This window comes from Psychrobacter sp. SHUES1 (genome assembly GCF_001652315.1).
Lineage (GTDB): Bacteria > Pseudomonadota > Gammaproteobacteria > Pseudomonadales > Moraxellaceae > Psychrobacter > Psychrobacter faecalis.
Map to the genome: position 1 here is coordinate 11361 of NZ_LXWA01000051.1, position 20162 is coordinate 31522.

The 20162-nt window shown below is 43.6% G+C and carries 15 protein-coding genes and 1 rRNA gene; 6 read left to right on the plus strand and 10 right to left on the minus strand.

Going from position 1 to position 20162, the window contains the following annotated elements; genetic code table 11:
* Positions 1 to 379: 379 nt before the first annotated feature.
* Positions 380 to 2695, minus strand: coding sequence for an ATP-dependent DNA helicase RecG (recG, locus tag A7325_RS06815; RefSeq protein WP_068406118.1), 2316 nt, complete (start codon positions 2693 to 2695; stop codon positions 380 to 382).
* 218 nt (positions 2696 to 2913) lie between these two features.
* On the opposite strand from recG, the gene A7325_RS06820 reads away from it, so the two are divergent.
* Positions 2914 to 3957 (plus strand): patatin-like phospholipase family protein, encoded by a 1044-nt coding sequence (locus A7325_RS06820; RefSeq protein ID WP_068406120.1) that lies wholly within the window; start codon positions 2914 to 2916, stop codon positions 3955 to 3957.
* Between the two features lie 143 nt (positions 3958 to 4100).
* Here the strand turns inward: A7325_RS06820 and A7325_RS06825 are convergent, their stop codons facing one another.
* Complete coding sequence (locus A7325_RS06825) at positions 4101 to 4688, minus strand: hypothetical protein (RefSeq protein ID WP_068406123.1); 588 nt, start codon at positions 4686 to 4688, stop codon at positions 4101 to 4103.
* Between the two features lie 329 nt (positions 4689 to 5017).
* On the opposite strand from A7325_RS06825, the gene argA reads away from it, so the two are divergent.
* Positions 5018 to 6340 carry an amino-acid N-acetyltransferase gene (gene argA / locus A7325_RS06830; RefSeq protein WP_068406126.1) on the plus strand — a complete coding sequence of 441 codons (1323 nt, stop codon included), beginning with the start codon at positions 5018 to 5020 and terminating at the stop codon, positions 6338 to 6340.
* A 140-nt stretch (positions 6341 to 6480) separates the two neighbouring features.
* On the opposite strand, the gene A7325_RS06835 is transcribed toward argA, so the two are convergent.
* The gene (locus A7325_RS06835) at positions 6481 to 7212 is read right to left on the minus strand and encodes an FKBP-type peptidyl-prolyl cis-trans isomerase (RefSeq protein ID WP_068406129.1); all 732 of its coding nucleotides are present in this window, start codon (positions 7210 to 7212) and stop codon (positions 6481 to 6483) included.
* A 416-nt stretch (positions 7213 to 7628) separates the two neighbouring features.
* Here A7325_RS06835 and A7325_RS06840 point away from each other — a divergent pair, with 416 nt between their 5' ends.
* Positions 7629 to 9380 (plus strand): mechanosensitive ion channel, encoded by a 1752-nt coding sequence (locus A7325_RS06840; protein WP_068406132.1) that lies wholly within the window; start codon positions 7629 to 7631, stop codon positions 9378 to 9380.
* 257 nt (positions 9381 to 9637) lie between these two features.
* Here the strand turns inward: A7325_RS06840 and A7325_RS06845 are convergent, their stop codons facing one another.
* Positions 9638 to 10933: a hypothetical protein gene (locus tag A7325_RS06845; protein ID WP_068406135.1), complete on the minus strand. Its 1296-nt coding sequence runs from the start codon at positions 10931 to 10933 to the stop codon at positions 9638 to 9640.
* 243 nt (positions 10934 to 11176) lie between these two features.
* Between A7325_RS06845 and A7325_RS06850 the strand changes: the two genes are divergently transcribed.
* Positions 11177 to 11959 carry an SDR family NAD(P)-dependent oxidoreductase gene (locus A7325_RS06850; protein WP_068406139.1) on the plus strand — a complete coding sequence of 261 codons (783 nt, stop codon included), beginning with the start codon at positions 11177 to 11179 and terminating at the stop codon, positions 11957 to 11959.
* A gap of 122 nt (positions 11960 to 12081) precedes the next feature.
* Here A7325_RS06850 and A7325_RS06855 read toward each other — a convergent pair whose 3' ends face one another.
* The 3 genes from A7325_RS06855 to A7325_RS06865 form a co-directional block, all read right to left on the minus strand.
* Positions 12082 to 12777: a lysophospholipid acyltransferase family protein gene (locus A7325_RS06855; RefSeq protein WP_068406142.1), complete on the minus strand. Its 696-nt coding sequence runs from the start codon at positions 12775 to 12777 to the stop codon at positions 12082 to 12084.
* A 155-nt stretch (positions 12778 to 12932) separates the two neighbouring features.
* Positions 12933 to 14816: a DNA topoisomerase IV subunit B gene (parE, locus tag A7325_RS06860; RefSeq protein ID WP_068406145.1), complete on the minus strand. Its 1884-nt coding sequence runs from the start codon at positions 14814 to 14816 to the stop codon at positions 12933 to 12935.
* Between the two features lie 110 nt (positions 14817 to 14926).
* Positions 14927 to 15592, minus strand: coding sequence for a YqiA/YcfP family alpha/beta fold hydrolase (locus tag A7325_RS06865; protein ID WP_068406148.1), 666 nt, complete (start codon positions 15590 to 15592; stop codon positions 14927 to 14929).
* 197 nt (positions 15593 to 15789) lie between these two features.
* On the opposite strand from A7325_RS06865, the gene A7325_RS06870 reads away from it, so the two are divergent.
* Positions 15790 to 16050, plus strand: coding sequence for a DUF1289 domain-containing protein (locus A7325_RS06870; protein WP_068406151.1), 261 nt, complete (start codon positions 15790 to 15792; stop codon positions 16048 to 16050).
* A 142-nt stretch (positions 16051 to 16192) separates the two neighbouring features.
* Positions 16193 to 17086 carry a pirin family protein gene (locus A7325_RS06875; RefSeq protein ID WP_068406154.1) on the plus strand — a complete coding sequence of 298 codons (894 nt, stop codon included), beginning with the start codon at positions 16193 to 16195 and terminating at the stop codon, positions 17084 to 17086.
* Positions 17087 to 17267: 181 nt separating this feature from the next.
* Here A7325_RS06875 and nrdD read toward each other — a convergent pair whose 3' ends face one another.
* From nrdD to rrf, 3 genes are all read right to left on the minus strand, one after another.
* Positions 17268 to 19061, minus strand: coding sequence for an anaerobic ribonucleoside-triphosphate reductase (gene nrdD, locus A7325_RS06880; protein ID WP_068406156.1), 1794 nt, complete (start codon positions 19059 to 19061; stop codon positions 17268 to 17270).
* Entirely contained in the window at positions 19054 to 19512 is a 459-nt protein-coding gene (gene nrdG, locus A7325_RS06885; RefSeq protein WP_068406159.1) for an anaerobic ribonucleoside-triphosphate reductase activating protein, read from the minus strand. The genes nrdD and nrdG overlap by 8 nt, the downstream gene beginning before the upstream one ends.
* 438 nt (positions 19513 to 19950) lie before the next feature.
* Positions 19951 to 20065 (minus strand): 5S ribosomal RNA (rrf, locus tag A7325_RS06890).
* Between the last annotated feature and the right edge of the window lie 97 nt (positions 20066 to 20162).

A 20162-nucleotide genomic window follows, 5' to 3' on the forward strand; every position in this document is an offset into this window, starting at 1 on the left:
ACAAAGCTGGCAAAATTAAGCCAATCAAACTCCTATCCTAACGTCCTGTTAGAATCGGTAAAACGACTAGAAATGTGCTGTTTTTAGAGGTTTATTTTCACCAAAAAATACATCTACAGCAGAATATTCTAGTAAATAGATAAAGCACATAGTTATGCTTCACTGCCGTAAACTGCCATACCTCAATCGTCATATCAAGAAAGTTTAGAGAACAGCTGAGTCAATATTAGTTGATGAAAATAAAAATAGAGTGTTTATTTGCGCTAATAAATAGCTTATAAAACCCATAAGAAAAAGCCATTATCTTTAAAAAAATAATGGCTTTTTTAGGAGAGTTGATGACAGAGAATTGGCTCAGTTACTAAGCAAGCGTTAATTATTAAGCATTGGTATAGCGACTGGCTTCTGGCATCCAGCGATGGATAAGTTGGCTGACGTCCGCTTTACGTGTTGGGTCAGAGATAAGATGTTTCGCTAGGCGCTGCGCAATGGCAAATAGTTGCTCATCGCGGATAAGGTCGGCCAAATAATAACCGACGTTACCGGTTTGACGTTTGCCTAACAGCTCACCGGGGCCGCGTAGCTCCAAGTCTTTTTGCGCAATCACAAAACCGTCGGTGCTGTCACGCAGCACATTTAAGCGCTCCGTACCCGTCTCTGATAACGGCTTTTGATATAACAGTACGCAGAAGCTTTTGGTCGAACCACGCCCAACCCGCCCGCGCAACTGATGTAGTTGCGATAAACCCAAACGTTCGGCGTTTTCGATGACCATTAACGACGCATTAGGTACATCAACGCCCACTTCGATGACCGTTGTGGCAATCAATAAATCTAAGTTACCCGCTTTAAACTCTTGCATGATGGCTTGTTTGTCAGCAGACTTCATTTTGCCATGTACCAAGCCAATGCGAATATCTAAGCGCTCATTTAAGTCCTCATAAGTCGCTTCTGCTGCCTGCGCATCGAGCACGCTTGATTCTTCTACCAATGAGCAAACCCAATACGCCTGTCTGCCCGCTTCACAATTGACCGCAATACGCTCAATGACTTCGTCGCGGCGGTTACGGTCAATCGTCACCGTGGTAATTGGCGTACGCCCCGGAGGCAGCTCATCAATGATAGATGTATCCATATCACCATAAACGCTCATCGCCAGCGTACGCGGAATCGGGGTTGCCGTCATAATGAGCTGATGCGGGGTGCTATTGGCCACGCCCTTATTGGTCAGGGCCATACGCTGCTCAACGCCAAAGCGGTGCTGTTCATCGATGATGACTAAGCCTAGTTTAGCAAACTGTACCTGCTCTTGAAATAAGGCATGCGTACCAACTACTATTTGCACCGTATTTTCTGCCACCGCTTCTAACGCTTCACGGCGCTGCTTGGCGGTTTGTTTGCCAGCAAGCCAGCCAACGCCGACCCCTAACGGCTCAAACCAGTTTTTAAAATTGACCAAATGCTGTTCTGCTAAGATTTCTGTTGGTGCCATGACCGCAACCTGCCAGCCACTATCGAGCGCATAGCCCGCCGCCCCCGCCGCGACCAAAGTTTTGCCTGCGCCAACATCTCCTTGTACCAGTCGGAGCATCGGAATAGAAGTCGCCATATCAGCCGTGATGTCTTTCATGACGCGTTGCTGCGCGCTGGTTAAATCAAACGGCAATGCGGCAAATAGCTTATCGGCAAGCGGGCTACTCATCGTACATTTAGGCGCTTTATGCTGATGCAATTGCTGACGGCGATATAGTAGGCTCAGTTGATGCGCGGTTAATTCTTCAATGATTAATCGCTGACAGGCAGCATGAGTGCGGGCGCTTAGTTGCGTAAGCAGCTGATATTGTCGTCCTGCATCGGTATAAGTTGGCGGCGTATGCAGCAATACTAAGGCTTCAAATATCGTTAGGTTATAAACGTTTTGATTAGCCATGTCATTAACTGCAGTTGCGTTGCCAATATTGCTTATTGAATTGTCAGGCACACGGCGCGCAAGGGTTGAGAATATATCGTCTGGAAAATCATCTTCTGCCATTGCCAATTTAGCAGGCTCAAAAGGCGCTAACGGTAAATCAGCAACCACCGCAAAGTCGGCAGGCGTAAACAAGGTCATGGGTAGACCTTGGGTGCGCACCGTTTGCAGCGCAAGCTTAATTAGCGTGCGCAGCTTATTTTGATGCAAGCCTTTAACACTTGGATAAATCGGCTGTAACCCTGTATTGACGATGGCTTCATTGCTACTGATCACTTGATATTCAGGATGATGTATCTGCTTACCGTAACGACTGACCTTTACTTCGCCAAATAATTGTAGCTGTGTGCCGAGACTCATCGTTTGCGCAAGGCCACGATAGACCTTAAAAAAACGCAGCGATATCGTGCCAGTATCATCATCGACCATCACGGTCATACCACTGCGCTTGGTATCGACATGCACCACCCGCCCAGTAATCAAAGCGGCTTGCCCATGCGCCACATCAGCTATCGATACCAATCGGCTACGATCTTCATAATCACGCGGTAGATGCAACAGCAAATCAAAAATGCGCTCGATACCTAACTGGGACAACTGCTCCGCCACTTTTGGCCCCACGCCCGCCAGTGCCGTCACCGGCATATCAAGCGCGGAAACGGGCATCTCAGGCCTTATAGTGTCTGCTGAGTTCAAGGTAGGAGTGCGGCTAACCGATGTGGGCATCAATAATCCTAATGATGGTTATGATTTAACGTATATTTGGACTTATAAAAGCTATAATCATCAACCTCTATAAAATATTTAATCATGATGATTATAACTGACAAGCGACTTACCTATGCTAAGCTATTTAACGATATGGCGTCTAGCTGATTTCTCACTAAGCGACTGATGAATGGCTTATCGTATACCTCTTTATTGCTCTATGGTGATTTTCGCGTATGTTTTTATCTACTCATTATAATGGCTATCGTCATTTAGCACGCTTGCTGCGATTTAGTATGCTTGGCATATTGGGCGTGTTTATTAGTGCTTGCCAAAGTTTGCCGCCAGTTATTGAAACCGTCGCTCCTTTAAACAAGCAGCCAAAGGTCGCCTTAGTCTTAGGCGGCGGCGGTGCCAAGGGCTTTGCTCATATTGGCGTGATTAAAGCCTTAGAAGAAAACGGTATCACGCCAACGCTAGTGGTCGGTACCAGTATTGGCAGTCTAATTGGCAGCTTATATGCCAGTGGTTATAACGCCAAACAGCTTGAACAATTGGCGTTAAATACTTCTGATAGCGAATTGACAGATTTCACCTTATCAAACCAAGGCTTTATCGAAGGTATTAAGCTTAAAAATTTTATTAATGCAAAAGTTGGCGGACGCGCTATAGAAAATTTTCCAATATCTTTTGCCGCGGTTGCTGCCGAAAAACACACGCTAAAAAAGGCCGTTTTTAGCAGCGGCGATGCTGGACTTGCAGTACAAGCATCGTGCAGCGTACCCAATATTTTTATCGCGCCGCGCATTCCTGAAAAGATTGGTAAAAAATATGTCGATGGTGGCGTGGTCAGCTTAGTACCAGTCGACACCGCCCGTGATTTAGGGGCCGATATTATCATCGCCGTTGATGTGACGGCGGCGAATGCTAATAGTCCCGCTAATAATAAAATACCGTCTATCAATTCATTAAGCAGTTTTTGGGGCTTTCTTGAGAGCAGTTTTGTCGCAAATGCCACCGCATCTGTCACTGATTCCAGTCAATCAAACACCAAGCGTTCGACAGCAATGCGCCGTGAACGTGAGCGCGCTGATATTATCATTATCCCCGATATCGGTCATATTAGCTCGCTAGATACCAGTCAACGACGCGCGCTAATGACGGCTGGCATGCAAGCCACTACCCCGCAGATTGCCGCCATTAAACAGCTTATAAAAGACAAAGCCCTGAAAGAAAAAGGTCTTGTAGAAAAGCTGCCAAGTAAATATGCCACGCTTTAATTTCAAAAGCACATTCAGCTGGTAAAAGCCATTTTACCAAATCTGAGTTAGTAAGTTGTTTATAAAAAAAGCACCACAGCCTAGACCTTAGACTGTGGTGCTTTTCGATTCGGCAAGCATTAGATAAATATCAAAAAACCAACTTATTTAACGCGTGCACGATATTTAACCACAACGGTATCATTCAAACCAACGCCTTCTAAATCCCAACGTACCGCTTTATAGTATTTTAACGGGATTTCTTGCAATTGATTATCAACCTTACCGCGTAATGGCATACGGGCAAAGGTGTTGCCGTCAGCACTACCATAAGGGAAGTCAGGAGAAACGGCACGTAGCAACTCTACTTGCTCAGGAATACTCATAGTGACAGTCATTTTACGTACGCGATCAGCGTTGGTATTGGTAAAGTAGCCTTGATATTCTAAGACATTTCCTGACTGCAGGCGCGTATTGGCATTGACTGGCACCAGCACTTCTTGACCATTTGCATCAACACTAATCAATGAGGCGGTGATTTTGCTATTGACCGCTTGCGCCGTTGAGGTGCTGGCTGGGTTGGCATTTGACTGGATTGCCACTGAATTATCAACGGCTTGCTCTGGCGTTGGCAACATTGCTGAAGCCTGCGTCACTGCCATCACGCCAACGAGCGTACCAGCGACAACATGAAATAAGCGGTGGCCGCTCCACGCACTGAATGGGTTTGCAAAATGGTTACTTTTCTTCATGACATTCATTATCCCTAGTTAATGTATCGGTAAAACAGTATAGCGGTAAAACAATTTGTTGATAAAGCGTCGGTCAACAACATGGTTATTTTTATCAATTATCTGCGTAAGCTGGTGCTAAAGCAATAGGGCTTAGCATAACAAAAAGCGTTTGGCGGTACACCAATCCCGTGTTGAGGTTGTGTATATCATCTATTTGCTACCAAGATTCATGACAGTGGCTAAAATAAAAGATAGCTCATAACGGTGTTTTTTGCTATGGTAATTCATTAGCGACACGCTTTTGCTGTCATGCTCTTTTTCTTATTCTAACAACTATTGCACCCATTATGACTACTAGCGCCATGCCACAAATTAATCCTGAATACGTACACTGGTTCCGCAACTCTGCCCCTTACATTAACACCCATCGCGGTAAGACTTTCGTGATTATGTTTGGCGGTGAGGCGGTCAATCATCCCAATTTTAGTACCTTGATTCACGACTTTGCTTTATTGCACAGCTTGGGTATCAAACTGGTACTGGTACACGGCGCGCGACCGCAAATCGAAAAAAACTTGAAAGACGCCCAGATTACCTCCCCCTTGCATAAAGATATTCGCGTGACCCCACGCGTTGCTATGCCCGCTATCTTACAAGCGGTTGGTGCGATTCGTTTGCAAATCGAAGCCCAACTATCGATGGGCTTAGCAAACTCACCCATGTATGGCTCGCGCATTGACGCGGTTTCGGGTAACTTTGTCACCGCGCGTCCTTACGGGATTCGTGACGGCGTTGATTATCAGATGACTGGTGAGGTGCGCTCAATCGATGTCGAAGCCATTAAAAACAACCTGTTACATGACCATATTGTGATTTTGGGGTCGATGGGTTATTCAGCGACTGGTGAAGTTTTCAATTTATTGGCGGAAGATGTGGCGCTTAGTGCGGCTGTGGCGCTCGGTGCTGATAAGCTGATATTCTTAGGCGAAGAAGCCGGCATCAATCATGACGACCGTTTATTACGTGAGATGATTCCAAATGAAGTCGACCGCTTTTTACGCGATCGTGATTTGAATTGCGAGATTAATTACTTCTTAAGCTGCGCCAGTAATGCCTGCCGTCAAGGCGTACATCGTACCCATATCATCTCTTATGCCAAAAATGGCGCGTTACTCGAAGAGCTGTTTACCCGTGATGGTTCTGGCACCTTGATTAGCCATGACCCGTACGAAGAAATTCGCCGTGCTGATATCGACGATGTGGTTGGACTGCTTGAACTACTAACCCCGCTAGAACAACAAGGTATCTTGGTCAGCCGCTCGCGCGAGCGCTTAGAACAAGAAATTGACCACTATAGCGTCATTGAGCGTGATGGTATGATTTTGGGTTGTGCCGCGCTTTATCCACTGGATGCAGATTCAGCCGAAGTCGCTTGTGTGGCGGTTCATCCTGAATATCGTAGTGGCAACCGCGGTGCTGACCTGCTGGCGTTTTTGGAGCAACAAGCGCGCAGCCATGGTTTGCATAAGTTGTTCGTCCTGACCACCCGCACCGCGCATTGGTTTGTCGAGCAAGATTTTGCGGAAGTTGATGCTGCTGCTCTACCGGAGGCGCGCCGTGAAAAATATAATAACGGTCGCAATTCTAAAGTCTTCCAAAAAACACTTTAATTTAATAATACTATAAGTAATTAGCGATTAATCATCAACTGGCCGAATTAGCGCACAGCAAAAAGCCCTCATACACTATGAGGGCTTTTTTATTGTTTTTAACCGCTTTAAACTAAAGGGGTAAAAAAACTAATAACGCCTTATTTTACTTTTAATAGCTCAACGGTAAAGATAAGCGTGCTGTTAGGCTCGATACCAGCATTACCTGCTTCGCCATAAGCGATATCAGATGGAATATAAAATTCGTATTTGCCACCCTCTTTCATCAACTGTAGGCCTTCTGTCCAGCCAGCGATGACTTGGTTTAATGGAAATTCAATCGGCTCACCGCGCTCATAAGAGCTGTCAAATACCGTACCGTCAAGCAATTTACCTTCGTAGTTGACTTCGACCACGTCAGTCGCTTTTGGTGATTTACCAGTACCAGCGGTCAATACTTTATATTGCAAACCAGAAGCGGTGGTTTTCACGCCTTCTTTTTTACCATTTTCTGCTAAGAATGCCGCACCTTTGGTTTTGTTATCTTCAGCTTTGCCTTCCATCTCTTTGACGAACTTTTCTTCTTGTTCTTTTTGATAAGTCATCAACACTTCTTGCATTTGCTCTTGCGTCAATGCTGAATCTTTACCTTCGTAGCCATCGCGGAAGCCTTTTTCAAAGGTATCAAGGTTCAGATCGCCGACCGCTTCTTTATTACCTTCTGCCATCATATAACCCAAGCTGTAACCCACTTTTTCATTGGCTGGGCTTTTTTCAGTCACTGAAACGCTTTTGCTGGCGCTTTCTTTATTGCCATTACTAGCGTTACAGCCGGTAACTAATAACATCGCACTAGCAAGGGCACTAATGCTTAAGGTAGTAATTTTTTTCATAGAATACTCTCAAATTGTAAGGATAGTGGCGAGATGTCACATTGTTCTATCATAGCAAATCTTAGTTTTAGGAGCTACGATTCCCTTGAAATTATCGGTCAAATGTACAGTCTGTGTTAATATCTGCCGCCAAATTAACAACTTATCACACAACTATAGTAAGCCGTTAAGCTTTCTGTCTTTAAATACCTCATTACATCAGCTAAGCTAAATTGGTTAAGGTAAGAAGTAACAGAACGTAGATTTTGTTAACAATCTGCACAGAATGTTGGCTAGGGTCTTATAAAAAACACTTCTTGAATAATATCAATTAAAAATATTAATAATTAGGTATGGGTTCGTTACCAATAATCAGGCTTATATTGTAGAGCAGAGATTATTCGATAAGGAATGCATGATCATTAAAGGAGGACAGGATGAATCCAATGTATACATCGTTCAACGGTTATCTGGGTGGCCCTATTGGTTCCATCATCGGCGCTATTTTAATTTTTATCATTGGTTGGCTTGTGGCACTGGGTATCGCTGCCCTTGTACGTGGTGTGTTGTCAAAAGTAAATCTTAACCAACGCATGAATTCTTCAACCGGTAAAAGCTACGATTTAGAAGGCATTATCTCAAAAATCGTCTTTTGGTTTATTTTCATCATTGCGATCTCAGGCGCGTTAAGTCAGCTGAATCTAAATTCTATCTCAGCGCCATTCGCTAATATGGTCAATCAAGTCTTGACCTTTATTCCAAACCTTATCGCCGCGATTGCTGTTGGTGTGATTGGTTGGGTCATTGCGACCGTTGCGCGTACTGCCATTAACGCAGCATTAGCAAAAACCTCGATGGATGAGCGTTTAAGTGCCAAGGCAGGCGTAAAACCAATGAGCAGCACCATTGCTGATATGGTTTACTGGTTCATCCTTTTGGTTGTATTGACCATGGTACTTGGTCAGTTAGAGCTTGATGGTTTATTTGCGCCATTGACCAATATGGTTGATAAAATCTTTAGCTTTATTCCTAACATTCTTATTGCTGGTGTGGTCTTTGTGGTGGGTTATATCATCGCCAAAGTCGTACGCGGCATTGTCACCAACTTAGTTTCTACTTTCGATGTACAGAAGCTTGCATCAAAAGCAGGTCTAAGCGAACAAAACAGCTTGCCTAATATCGCAGGTTCATTAGCGTTTTTAGTGGTTATCATCCCAACGATTATTGCTGCTTTAAATGCGCTAAAAATCGATGTGATTGCGCGCCCTGCAACTAACATGCTGAACAAAATCATGGAAGCGTTGCCAAATATCTTTATGGCAGCAGCGATTTTAATCGTGACCTTCTATGTGGTACGTATGGTCGCTAACATCATCAAAGGTTTGATCGAAAATACTCAAATCAATCAGTTGCCTGCGAAAGTTGGTCTGCAAGAAACCATGGGTGACAAGAAGGTTTCTGATCTTGTCAGTTATGCGATTATCTTCTTTGCCATGCTATTTGCTGCTATCGCTGCCGCTGATCTATTAGGTTTCGAACCTATCTCAGCCATCATCGCTATGTTTATTGCTTTTGGTGCCAATATTATTTTAGGCGCAATCATTCTGTTCATTGGTTTTTGGCTTGCCAACATCATCGCTGGTGTCGTTGAGCGCTCTGAACAAGGTTCACAGTTCTTAGCAAACATTGTACGTGTCTTAATCATGGGCCTAGTATTGGCGATGGGTCTAAAAGCGATGGGTATCGCTGATTCTATCGTTAACTTAGCATTCGGTCTAACTTTAGGTGCGGTTGCGGTTGCATTTGCCCTATCATTTGGTCTTGGCGGTCAAGAAGCAGCTGCTCGCTTCCTCCGTAAAATGCAAGATAAGATGGACAGAGAACGTGACGAAGCAAAAGCGAAATCTGCTCTAACACCAAACTCATCTACGCAAGATAAAGTTGCCGCGTCAGTGCGTGAGAATACGCCAACGGCTAAGCCTGCGACAACGTCAACTCCTGATATTCATACCGATATCGTTGATACAACACGGGTGAATACGGACACGATCAATACTTCTGACATCAACAATACTGCCAACACTAACGTAAACAACAACGTTAATGACGGTAGTATCACTGATGATGATATTGCTAACAATAACATCTTGCCTGGTAGCGGTTTATACGACGATACCAATAATAAATAAGCAGTAATTATATTTTAAAGACAAAAAAGACAGCCTAGGCTGTCTTTTTTTATACGCGTTTATAAATATTTCTAACGAGGTATAGTGAGTGATAAGCAATATCGATACATCACGCACTGCTGATATCAATTTTTCTTGCTTGCTGTGCCTACGCAGACAGAGGCTACAAAAAATTGATATCAGCAATACCTTAGCGTTTTTAGGATATTTTGACTATAGCTAGAACAAAGCGGATTTTATGTTTGGTTCTGCTCCCACTATCGGTTTAGATTTTGCTGTTCCAGCTGCTGTATTTGTTTGGTCAGCTGGCGCTCGCGTTGGCTCATGGCAGCAACTGGTTGTATCCATAAATCGATATCAATGAAGGTGTCATTTGCCTCCTTAATGAAATCTATACCCAATACAATCACGTGATGCAGCTCCGCTATCGGTAAGCGCGTGGCCGCATCCAAAGCGATTTTCGCAAGATTTGGTTGAATAGCCTGTTTACTATGTTGCCCTTTGACATCTTGCCCATAAAATATCAGCACATAGTGCCGACCTAAAGACTCATAGGAATGTTGATGGACGACATAACCTTGTTCTCGTAATGGTTGTTGTTGTTTGGGATGGCGATACAAGGTACGAATCAGCTCATGCCGTGAAAATAAAGACTCATCGAGTATTTGCTGCTGCCAATATGCAAGATTTATTGCCGAGAAATCTTGCTTATTCTTTTTTTGCCCATTATCGCTATACCGCTTTAACATTTGGCTAATCATTTGCGACCATAACATAGCCGCTTGCGCCATATGCTGCTGATACATTTGGCTGGTGGTACTCTGACTTTTTTGCGCTAGCGCCATCGCAATCAAGGCGGAATTTGGTTTATCTTGCATCTTATATTTAATCAGCGCGTTGTCTATAGCGATAGCTTGCGCAAATACGGCAGGGTCATTTAGGAAATCAGCAATCATCCCCTCTTCAGACTTAAGACTATCTATACGGCTATTATCAGTATGTTGCCACTGCCCTAAACGATATTGCAAATACCGCCATAGCTCGCATGGCGTATGTAATGCCCTTAATATCAATTGCCAATCATGCCAGCCAAACACCTGTAATGGCGGTTCGCTTGCATGTATTTCTGAACTTAAACCGTCTATAAACCCATTGCCAATAAGGTTATTTTTTACACGTTTACTTGTGTTCTGATAAATGTTTCTAAATTGAACATCAAAAACCACAGCATATGTCGTCGCTTCTATCTTATCTTTGTACCTAGTTAAATAGTCGTTGCGCCATGCCGAAATCGATTCAATAGCCGTTTTACGTACGTTTTCAATATGTCCTGCGACAATATCTTCAGGTAAATAAATGCTTAGATTTAATAGCTGCAACTGACCTAGGGGCAATTGATAGTCGTATTTTTGCGCCTTATATTGGCCGTTATAACTAGTGACAAGCGCTTGAATAGTAGGCAGTTCAATCTCTAATACTTCAGATTGCAGGTAACAGGCTAACTCATCGCCAAGATAACCTTCATCAGATATCACCGTAGTCAAATTGGACACAGCCGCAACCTTTTCTTATTAAATAAATATAGCAATGTATACCTTGTCATAACTTTTGACGATAAATTGAACAACATAAACGCCATTATACCTAGTCGCATTCATCGCAGTGAGTTGTTATGATGACATAAAAGCTAGCAGCTTTGCACCGCGTTTACTGGGCTATCAATTGCCATCGCATTTGGCTTGCTTAATATTTTCATTTATATAATAACACTCGGATGATAACAAGGAATGAACATCATGAAACGCTTTAAAGAAAAAACCGTCATCGTCACAGGCGCAGGCTCAGGTATCGGCCGCGCAACCGCCATTCGTTTTGCTCAAGAAGGCGCTAACGTGGTGTTAGTCGGACGCACCGCTGCCACCTTAGAGGAAACGGCAAAAGCGTTCCCACAAGATCGCACTTGGATTCATACCGACAATTTTTTGACCGTCGTCTGTGATATCAGCGTAGAGGCTCAAGTACAAGAAATGATGAAAAGAGTCGTCGATAAATTTGGCAAAATCGATGTCTTGGTAAACAATGCCGGCAAAGCCATGCAAGGGAAAATCACTGAGCTGTCTTCTGAAGATTGGAAATTGGCGATTGATGTCAATTTAAATGGCACTTTTTATGTCTGTCAGGCTGCCATGCCGCATTTGATTGCGAGTAAAGGCAATATTATCAATGTCTCGTCGCTGTCTGGCGTCGGTGGCGACTGGAATATGGCGGCTTATAATGCGGCCAAAGCCGGTATCAGCAATCTGACGCGTACGCTCGCGCTAGACCACGGCGCTGATGGCGTGCGCGTCAACGCTGTCAATCCAAGCGTGACAGCAACCGAGATGACCAGCGCTATTCAAGATAACGACAGCAAAACCGATAAGTTTTTGGACCGCTGCCCACTTAAGCGTATGGCGAAACCAGAAGATATTGCCGCGACCATTACTTTTTTAGCCAGTGACGACGCCGCTATGATTACCGGTGTTAATTTGCCCGTTGATGGCGGAGTTAGTGCTTCTAATGGGCAGCCGCATTTTTAGTAGCCAATCACCGACCAGAACCACTTCATAGCAAACTTAAATGTTTAACATTAAAAAAGCCTCTGATAGTTGGGCTATCAGAGGCTTTTTGGTTGCAACCGTTATTAGAAATCATAAAAGCGTTACTCAGCTAAATGATTGATATCTTGTAATGGCTGCGATAAGCGCTCAGGATATCGTGGTACTACCCCGCGATACTGCGCATAAATTTTTGGCAAATCGACGTCGATATTACCGGTCGGATAGACAGGCGACATAAAGCGTATTTCCTTGGTTTTATAATCCATGGCTACGGGCAAAATTGGCACGCCGGCACCTAATGCCAAATAATAAAAACCTGTTTTCCAGTCTTTGGTATATTGGCGCGTACCTTCTGGTGCTAGGCCTAAAAATAGCGGTTTGCCAGTCTTAAATTTATCGATACTCGCTTGCAGCACCGAGCCTTTATTACCGCGGTCAATAGGAATGACGCCAATCCACTTTAACATCTGCGCAAATACCGGCACCTTAAATAGTGTATGTTTGCCCATGATGCTAATTTTTAAATCTAGGGCAAATAAGCTTGGTATGGCGTAAATACCATCGACGTTGGAGGTATGCGGCAGCGCCAGAACCACCGCCTGCGAGATATTTGGAATCTCACCAACGGTGCGCCAGCCTGCTGCTTTTAACAATGCCGAGCCAATTTTTGGCGCAAACTTATTACCACGTTTTGGTACTAAATCACCCAGCTGCTTTTTGCTCAAACTTGGTAGTACTTTTGAGAGCGTAGGATTAGAAGCAGCCACTTTAGAACGCTTAAAAAACTTTGATGTCATGACGGCACCATATAGTAAAAGATACCTCTATAATACCATTAAGCGTCTGCTACTACATTGAATTTTATAGATTTTTACCGCCTGCCAGCTTAGTTTTTTATCTACTTATATATAGTGAGTGAAAAGTAATATCGATACATCACGCACTGCTGATATCAGATAACTGCTAAATTACCTTTATGCTCAAGCCATGACTTACGATCAGACGCGCGTTTTTTGGCGAGCAACATATCCATGACACTATTGGTTAATATCATATCGTCCATATCTAACTGTACCAAACGGCGGGTATCGCGGTTCATGGTGGTCTCGCGTAGCTGTTCGGCGCTCATTTCACCCAAACCTTTAAAGCGCGTAATTTGGGCTTTTTTATTGCCCGGTACATTGGCCAATATGTGCTCAAGTTCTGACTCATCTAACGCATAATGTACTTCTTTACCGACATCAACGCGGTACAGCGGCGGCATCGCGACGAATAAATGACCTGCATCAACCAACGCTGGGAAATGCTTAACAAATAACGCACAGATAAGCGTGGCAATATGTAAACCATCAGAGTCAGCATCAGCCAAAATACATATTTTGTCATAGCGCAGCTCAGATAAATCATCCGACGCTGGATCAACGCCAATCGCGATCGCAATATCATGAATCTCTTGGCTTGATAATACCGTATCTGACGACACTTCCCACGTATTTAAAATCTTACCGCGCAGCGGCAATATCGCTTGATAGTGACGGTCGCGTGCTTGCTTGGCACTACCACCTGCCGAGTCCCCTTCGACCAAAAACAGCTCTGCGCCGTCACGTAAATCACCGCGACAGTCCGCTAATTTACCAGGTAATGCTGGCCCTTGAGTGATTTTTTTACGCGCCACTTTTTTGGCTGATTTTAGGCGGCGACCCGCTTTATTAATCGCCAATTCTGCAATCTGTGTGCCCATCTCGGCATGTTGATTGAGCCACAAACTAAAAGCATCTTTTGCCAATGTTTGCACCGCGCCCGCCGCTTCACGACTAGAAAGCCGCTCTTTGGTTTGACCAGAAAACTGCGGTTCAGAAAACTTCAGCGACAAGATATAATTGACGCCGTCCCAGACATCTTCGGCCGTTAATTTAACATTACGAGGCAGTAGATTATGAATATCGCAAAACTCACGTAGGGCCTCTAAAATACCGGTACGTAAGCCATTAACATGCGTACCGCCCTGCGCGGTTGGGATAAGATTGACATAGCTTTCTTGAATCGGCGTGCCACCATCCGGCAACCAAGACAAAGCAAAGGTGATAGCCGCACGCTCACCAGCTTTGGCTTCATGATTATAATAAAATGGTGCTTCTGGTAAGGTTTCTAAACCATCTAGCTGCTCGTTTAGATACTCAACCACCCCATCGGTAAATTGCCAAACGACTTTTTCATTATTGATATCATCGACAAACTCAATTGTCAGACCAGCGGCTAGAACCGCTTTGGCTTTTAGATTGTGTTTCAGCTGCTTAACGTTAAACTTTGGCGTATCAAAGAAACTACCATCGGCCCAAAACTTAACTCTAGTGCCACGCTTACGTTTATTCGAGCTAACCGTTTCGGTTAAAGAGGTGACCGCTGCGCCATTCTCAAAGGCCATCTCGAACTGCGTGCTATCGCGCCAAACCGTTACTTCAACTCGCGTTGAGAGTGCGTTGACGACAGAGATACCCACACCATGCAGACCGCCCGACACCTCATAATTGGAGGTCGAAAACTTACCACCCGCATGCAAACGGGTCAAAATCAGCTCAATACCTGATTGACCAAATTCAGGATGGATATCGGTTGGCATACCGCGGCCATCATCTTCGACCGATAGCGAGCCATCACTGTGCAGCTGCACCTTGATGGTTTTTGCATAACCCGCCAACGCTTCGTCGACTGAGTTATCAATGACTTCTTGAGCTAAATGATTGGGGCGCGTGGTGTCGGTGTACATTCCAGGGCGACGGCGGACAGGCTCCAGCCCTTCTAAAACTTCTAACGATTGCGCATTATATTGACTCACAAATGCATCCTTAATTATTCATGTGCGATTAATTCTATTAACCCATTATAACGAAAAATAGTAGCCTTAAGGTCAATACTCATTTGCTTACGTCAGATAATGTCGTTTAGTTAAATCCGTGTGAGACTCTGCAGCATCTCAATCACCGTAGGTAATTGCTCATTGAAGTCACTAAAGCGATGATCGCCGCCCACTTGCATCGTTACGCTTGCGCCTTGTGTTTGATAAAACTGTTTAGATAATTCAGGATTGAGCAGCTCATCTCCTTCTTTGATGAGGACAGCAATTTTATTAGGATAATTAACGGTTGATAGTTGGTGCGCTGCAAACCAGCGTAAATCTGCTTGGGTAATATCCCAACCGCCCGCTGTCGCATGAATAACCTGCTTGCCCAAATCCTCGTCTTTAACATTGTTTTTCAGCGAATAATCTTTGGCAAACCGCTGCAAAGTAATATGGGGCTGGATGCTGGGATTTAATAATAGCGCTGGGCAACCGGTATGATTGCTAACCACAGTAGAAAAATAACCACCCAATGAGCTACCGACCAGTACGGTAGGAAAAAATTTATTTGGCTTATCTTGCGCCCTTTTATTTTGACCGTCTAAACGTTCAATTAACGACAGGATTTGCTTAAAAACTTGCTCAGGGGTCTTGTTCAAATCTGGTCGTAATACCTTGATATCGGGATGATACTTTTGGCAATAATCCTCCAATAATTTGCCTTTTGTAGAGTTGGCATCACTGTCTAAGCCATGGATATAAATAATATTCACGTAGAATCTCACTGATTGGTTTTGTTATGATTGCTGTATATGGCGGTGCAAAACTTAGCATAGCACTGACGCCACAAAAACAGTAACGATAAAATGGCACAGTATTATTCACTATTTGCGCCATAATAGTATTTACGGTGAGACGAGACAAGCAATCGGGCAAGTTAAAGGAATGACATAATAGCGATGGAGCCGCCATGAATCAGCAGTTTGAACTGTTCGAGATTGCCAATCCATGCATTGGTGTTTGCCAAAGTAATAAAAAGGGCTACTGCTTTGGCTGCCTGCGTAGCCGTCCTGAGCGCCAGTTATGGCATGAGATGACCACCGAACAGCGCCGCGAAGTACTACGGCTTATAGCAGGGCGTCGGCAACGTATCGAGCAGCTGCGACAGCGTAAAGGCGAGCAATTGGGCTTTGATTTTGACGAGGAAATAGAAACAGGTAGATTGTTTTAACAAAGAAACAAGTTAATATATACTTAAACTTAATAGGCAATAATGTAAAATAACTACATAGTATCCTATTGAAATTTATTTTATTATCACTATATATAAGTAAATGAATATTGATAAATCAAGTAGTTTTAAGGATAAGGTAATGAATCATACTGTCACGCCTGATACAAAAGACACAGTGAAAAACTCGCGCCAAATTGAACACCTTTACGCTGGCGTCGATACCCAAGACGGTGCTGGGGTTAAGCTGACACGGGTACTGACCCAGCAGCTACAAGAGCGCCTTGACCCGTATTTGATGTTAGATAATTTTAAAAGCGACAACCCAGATGACTATGTGGCCGGTTTCCCGAATCATCCGCATCGTGGTTTTGAAACCATTACCTATATGCTTACTGGCCGTATGCGCCACCGCGATAGCGCCGGTAACGAAGGGCTATTAAAAAATGGCGGCGTCCAATGGATGACGGCGGCGAGCGGTGTGATTCATTCAGAGTTGCCTGAACAAGAAAACGGCGCAATGGAAGGTTTTCAGCTTTGGCTTAACCTACCTGCCAAAGATAAAATGAATGACCCTTGGTATAAAGATTTTCAAAGTGACGATTTGCCAAAATATAGCACGGAAGATGGCGTAGACGTTACGGTAATTGCGGGTCAATCGCATGGTATTGAAGGCGCGGTCACACGCGACATCACTGAGCCGAGTTATTTGGATATCCATCTACCAGCAGGAACGAGTTTTAGTCAGGCGATTCCGGCTGACCATAATGCTTTTGCTTTTGTCTACCGCGGTACCATAGAGATTGCAGGCGAAACGGTACCAACTAAAACCATGGCTATTCTTGAAAATAATGCTGATACTGATGGCGTTACCATTACAGCCGATAGTAGTGAGGATACCAAAGTGATTTTAATCACTGGTCGCCCACTAGGCGAACCGATTGTGCAATATGGTCCTTTTGTCATGAACAGTCAGCAAGAAATCATGCAAGCGGTTGCTGATTTCCAAAGCGGTAAGTTTGGTGAAGGTGCTTAAAGTTTAGCTATTAGCTAAGCATTAGCGCTGTTTATTTAAATACTCTCTTGAATGTTAAAGCCCGTATTAGTTCGCCAATACGGGCTTTTTTGATGATAAGAAAAGCAAATCTACTGCTTTAACCAACTACCTAGCCGCACTGAATAACAGTCCCATCACCTAGAATGACTCATTGGCAAACTTAAGCCACATCAACTTGGCGTTCACGGCGATAGTGACGTAACTGATGCTCCAAGCGCCGACCCTCACTAAAAGCGGATACCCGCTTTAAATAGCCAATGATACGCGTGGCATGATCAACATCGTTTGAGCCACAAGCCTCACAGTGATAAAGGGTGCGCTTATCAATATGCTGACACTCATTGCAAATGGTGATACGCACGTTAATACAAAAGTACTGACACCCTGTGGTTGCCGCAATATCTAATAATTTACGATACTGCTGCTTATCGAGAGTTTCGTCCAAATTCAAGTGTAAGGCCGAGCCACCATCGAGCCACTGCGTGAGCTCACGCCCATGCAGCATAAACTTATCCAAGGTATTGGTTATTTCATCCTCTACCAGATACAGATAAGAGTTATAGCATTCTCGCTGCACCTCATAGCCATCTCGTTTGTCCCATTTGGCATTTTTAACGCCTAAGTTTTCTGCGGGTACAAACTCAGTATTAAACTTCAAACCATATTCTATGCTAGCTTTACGATTTTCATCATAAATGGTTTTTAGGATATTATTAACGAAGGTATGATATTGCTGATTATTACCAACTACTATGCCTTGACTCTCCGCCGCTTCTGCCATGCCGTTGATACCGAGCGTCAAGAACTGCTTATCTAGTTGAATAAACCCTGCATCATAAACAGGTAACATGCCAGATGCTTGATATTGTTCCATCAGCTTACGATAACTGACCTGATACTTATGGATTTTTTGTACCTCTGCAGCCAAATCTTGTCCATTTTGAATCATACGATTCAGATTAAGGGTAATAACATTGATTGAGCCAGTAGCCACACCACCTGCGCCCAAAGTATAAGAGAAACTGTGATCAGTGATTTCATTACGCAGACGACAACAAGAGGCTAAAGAATCCGGATTATCACTTTGATAAATAAAGAAGCTGTTTTTTTCTGCCAACTCGGTCGCTAGCATATCGGCATATTCTTCATCTTTACATTTACCGTTTTCGGTTAGCATGGCGCAGGTAACGACTGGAAAGGTTAAGATTGCTTGCTTACGCTCTTCATTAAACCAGGTTAAAAAATACGCCTGTAGCTGTTTAATCGTTTCCCAGCACGGTCTTTCACCATCAGGAAAGACAAAGTTGGCAAACATGGCATCAAAATAATATTCGTCGTATAAAGAGATATTCCAAAACGCGCTCTGATAACCACGCGCCGCAGCAGGTTGATTAATGGAATAAACCACTTGCTGGAAACAGTTTTCAATCAATGATTTATGCGTGGTTAAATAATCACTACCATGGTCCCTGCGAGCAAAGTAATCGAAATAGGCAAGAAACTCAACCGTCGCCACTGCGCCCGCAAACTGTGAGCTAATGGCAAATATCAAGTTAATGAAAGAGCCACAAAACGACGCTAAGTGCTGCGGCGGACCTGCCTCACCGCCCAATTTCTTTAGGCCATCCAGCAAAAATGGATATAATGATACTGAGACGCAGTAAGGTTTTAGGCTAGTCTCGTCATGTACATAAATTTCATGAGCTTCGATTTGACGCAAATACTCATCTGCCAAATGACCATCAAAACATGCGCGAATCTGCTGTTGTACTTGACTGCGATTAACCTGAATAAAGTAATCTTTCATAATTTCGCTTTCTAACGTGGCGATATTCTTGACCGTCACGTTGGCATTGGCGTCTACATGAGAGCCATCTGCCGCATTATTGGCTTGCATATAATTTTTGATAAAAAACAATTTATCGCCCAACTGCTCTGAATTCAACTTACTCATAATTCCTCCAAAACAAATGATTTAATACTTCATCGTTAGTACAATCGATAAACCTTTGATTAGTGGTTGGAGTGTCTAGACCTCCAAGCTCCATAATCCATGGTCCTGTTTTTAGATAAGTTAGCTCCGCTTGCAAACTGGACGGTATGGCATCCAAGCCTGTGTACAGTGCCGTTTTCAATCCGGAGTGTCGAACCTGCTTGAGCGCAGACACCAAGGCGGACGGTTGCCATTCACCACCCATAAACAGCACGCAGCTTACGAGACCTTTATAGCATTCCAATAACCCCGCTAAAAAGTCATCAGTTAAAGGCGTACCTTTCTCTTTTTTCCACGTGTCAGCACGACTACAACCTCGGCACATTAAAGGGCAGCCAGCAACGGTCAACGCTAAGCTAACCTCTGTTGGTACTTCTTGAAAAACAATGTCATATTCAACAATATTCAACATCACTACCCCTTAAACCAAATCGCGGAGACCTATATATAGTATATACACCTTAATAATAACACAATATGTGGGATATATAATTTAAATACTGCTCAGTAACCATATCTAAATCAATCATTTAGCTATAAGAAACACACCAAAAATCTACTATTTAAGCGATTAATTAGAAGAAAATTGAGAAATTATTTGGAATAAAATAATTTTTAAAGATAGGTTTGAAATCTATAGATGTGAAAAACAGAGGTAGTAAGGAGTATTTTTAAATAAAGAAAAACCCTTTCATAAAGATATATGAAAGGGCTAGAAAGAATTTACTATAACTTCAGATAAGTAAAGTAAGCATTGGTTGGAGTAGGCAAGCGATATTTCTTTATATAAATCCCGCAGACAAAGAAAACCCCCTTACGCATTCACGTAAGGGGGTTTTCAGGAATAGAGAGCTGACGATGACCTACTCTCACATGGCCGGAGCCACACTACCATTGGCGCGATGATGTTTCACTTCTGAGTTCGGGAAGGGATCAGGTGGTACCATCATGCTATTGTCGTCAGCAAAGGGGGTTAGATATGAGTCTGTGTGTTTAATGACTAGTGTCATCTTAATCCAACTGAATCAAGGATTAAGGTGATATCGAAATAATTAGACTTGA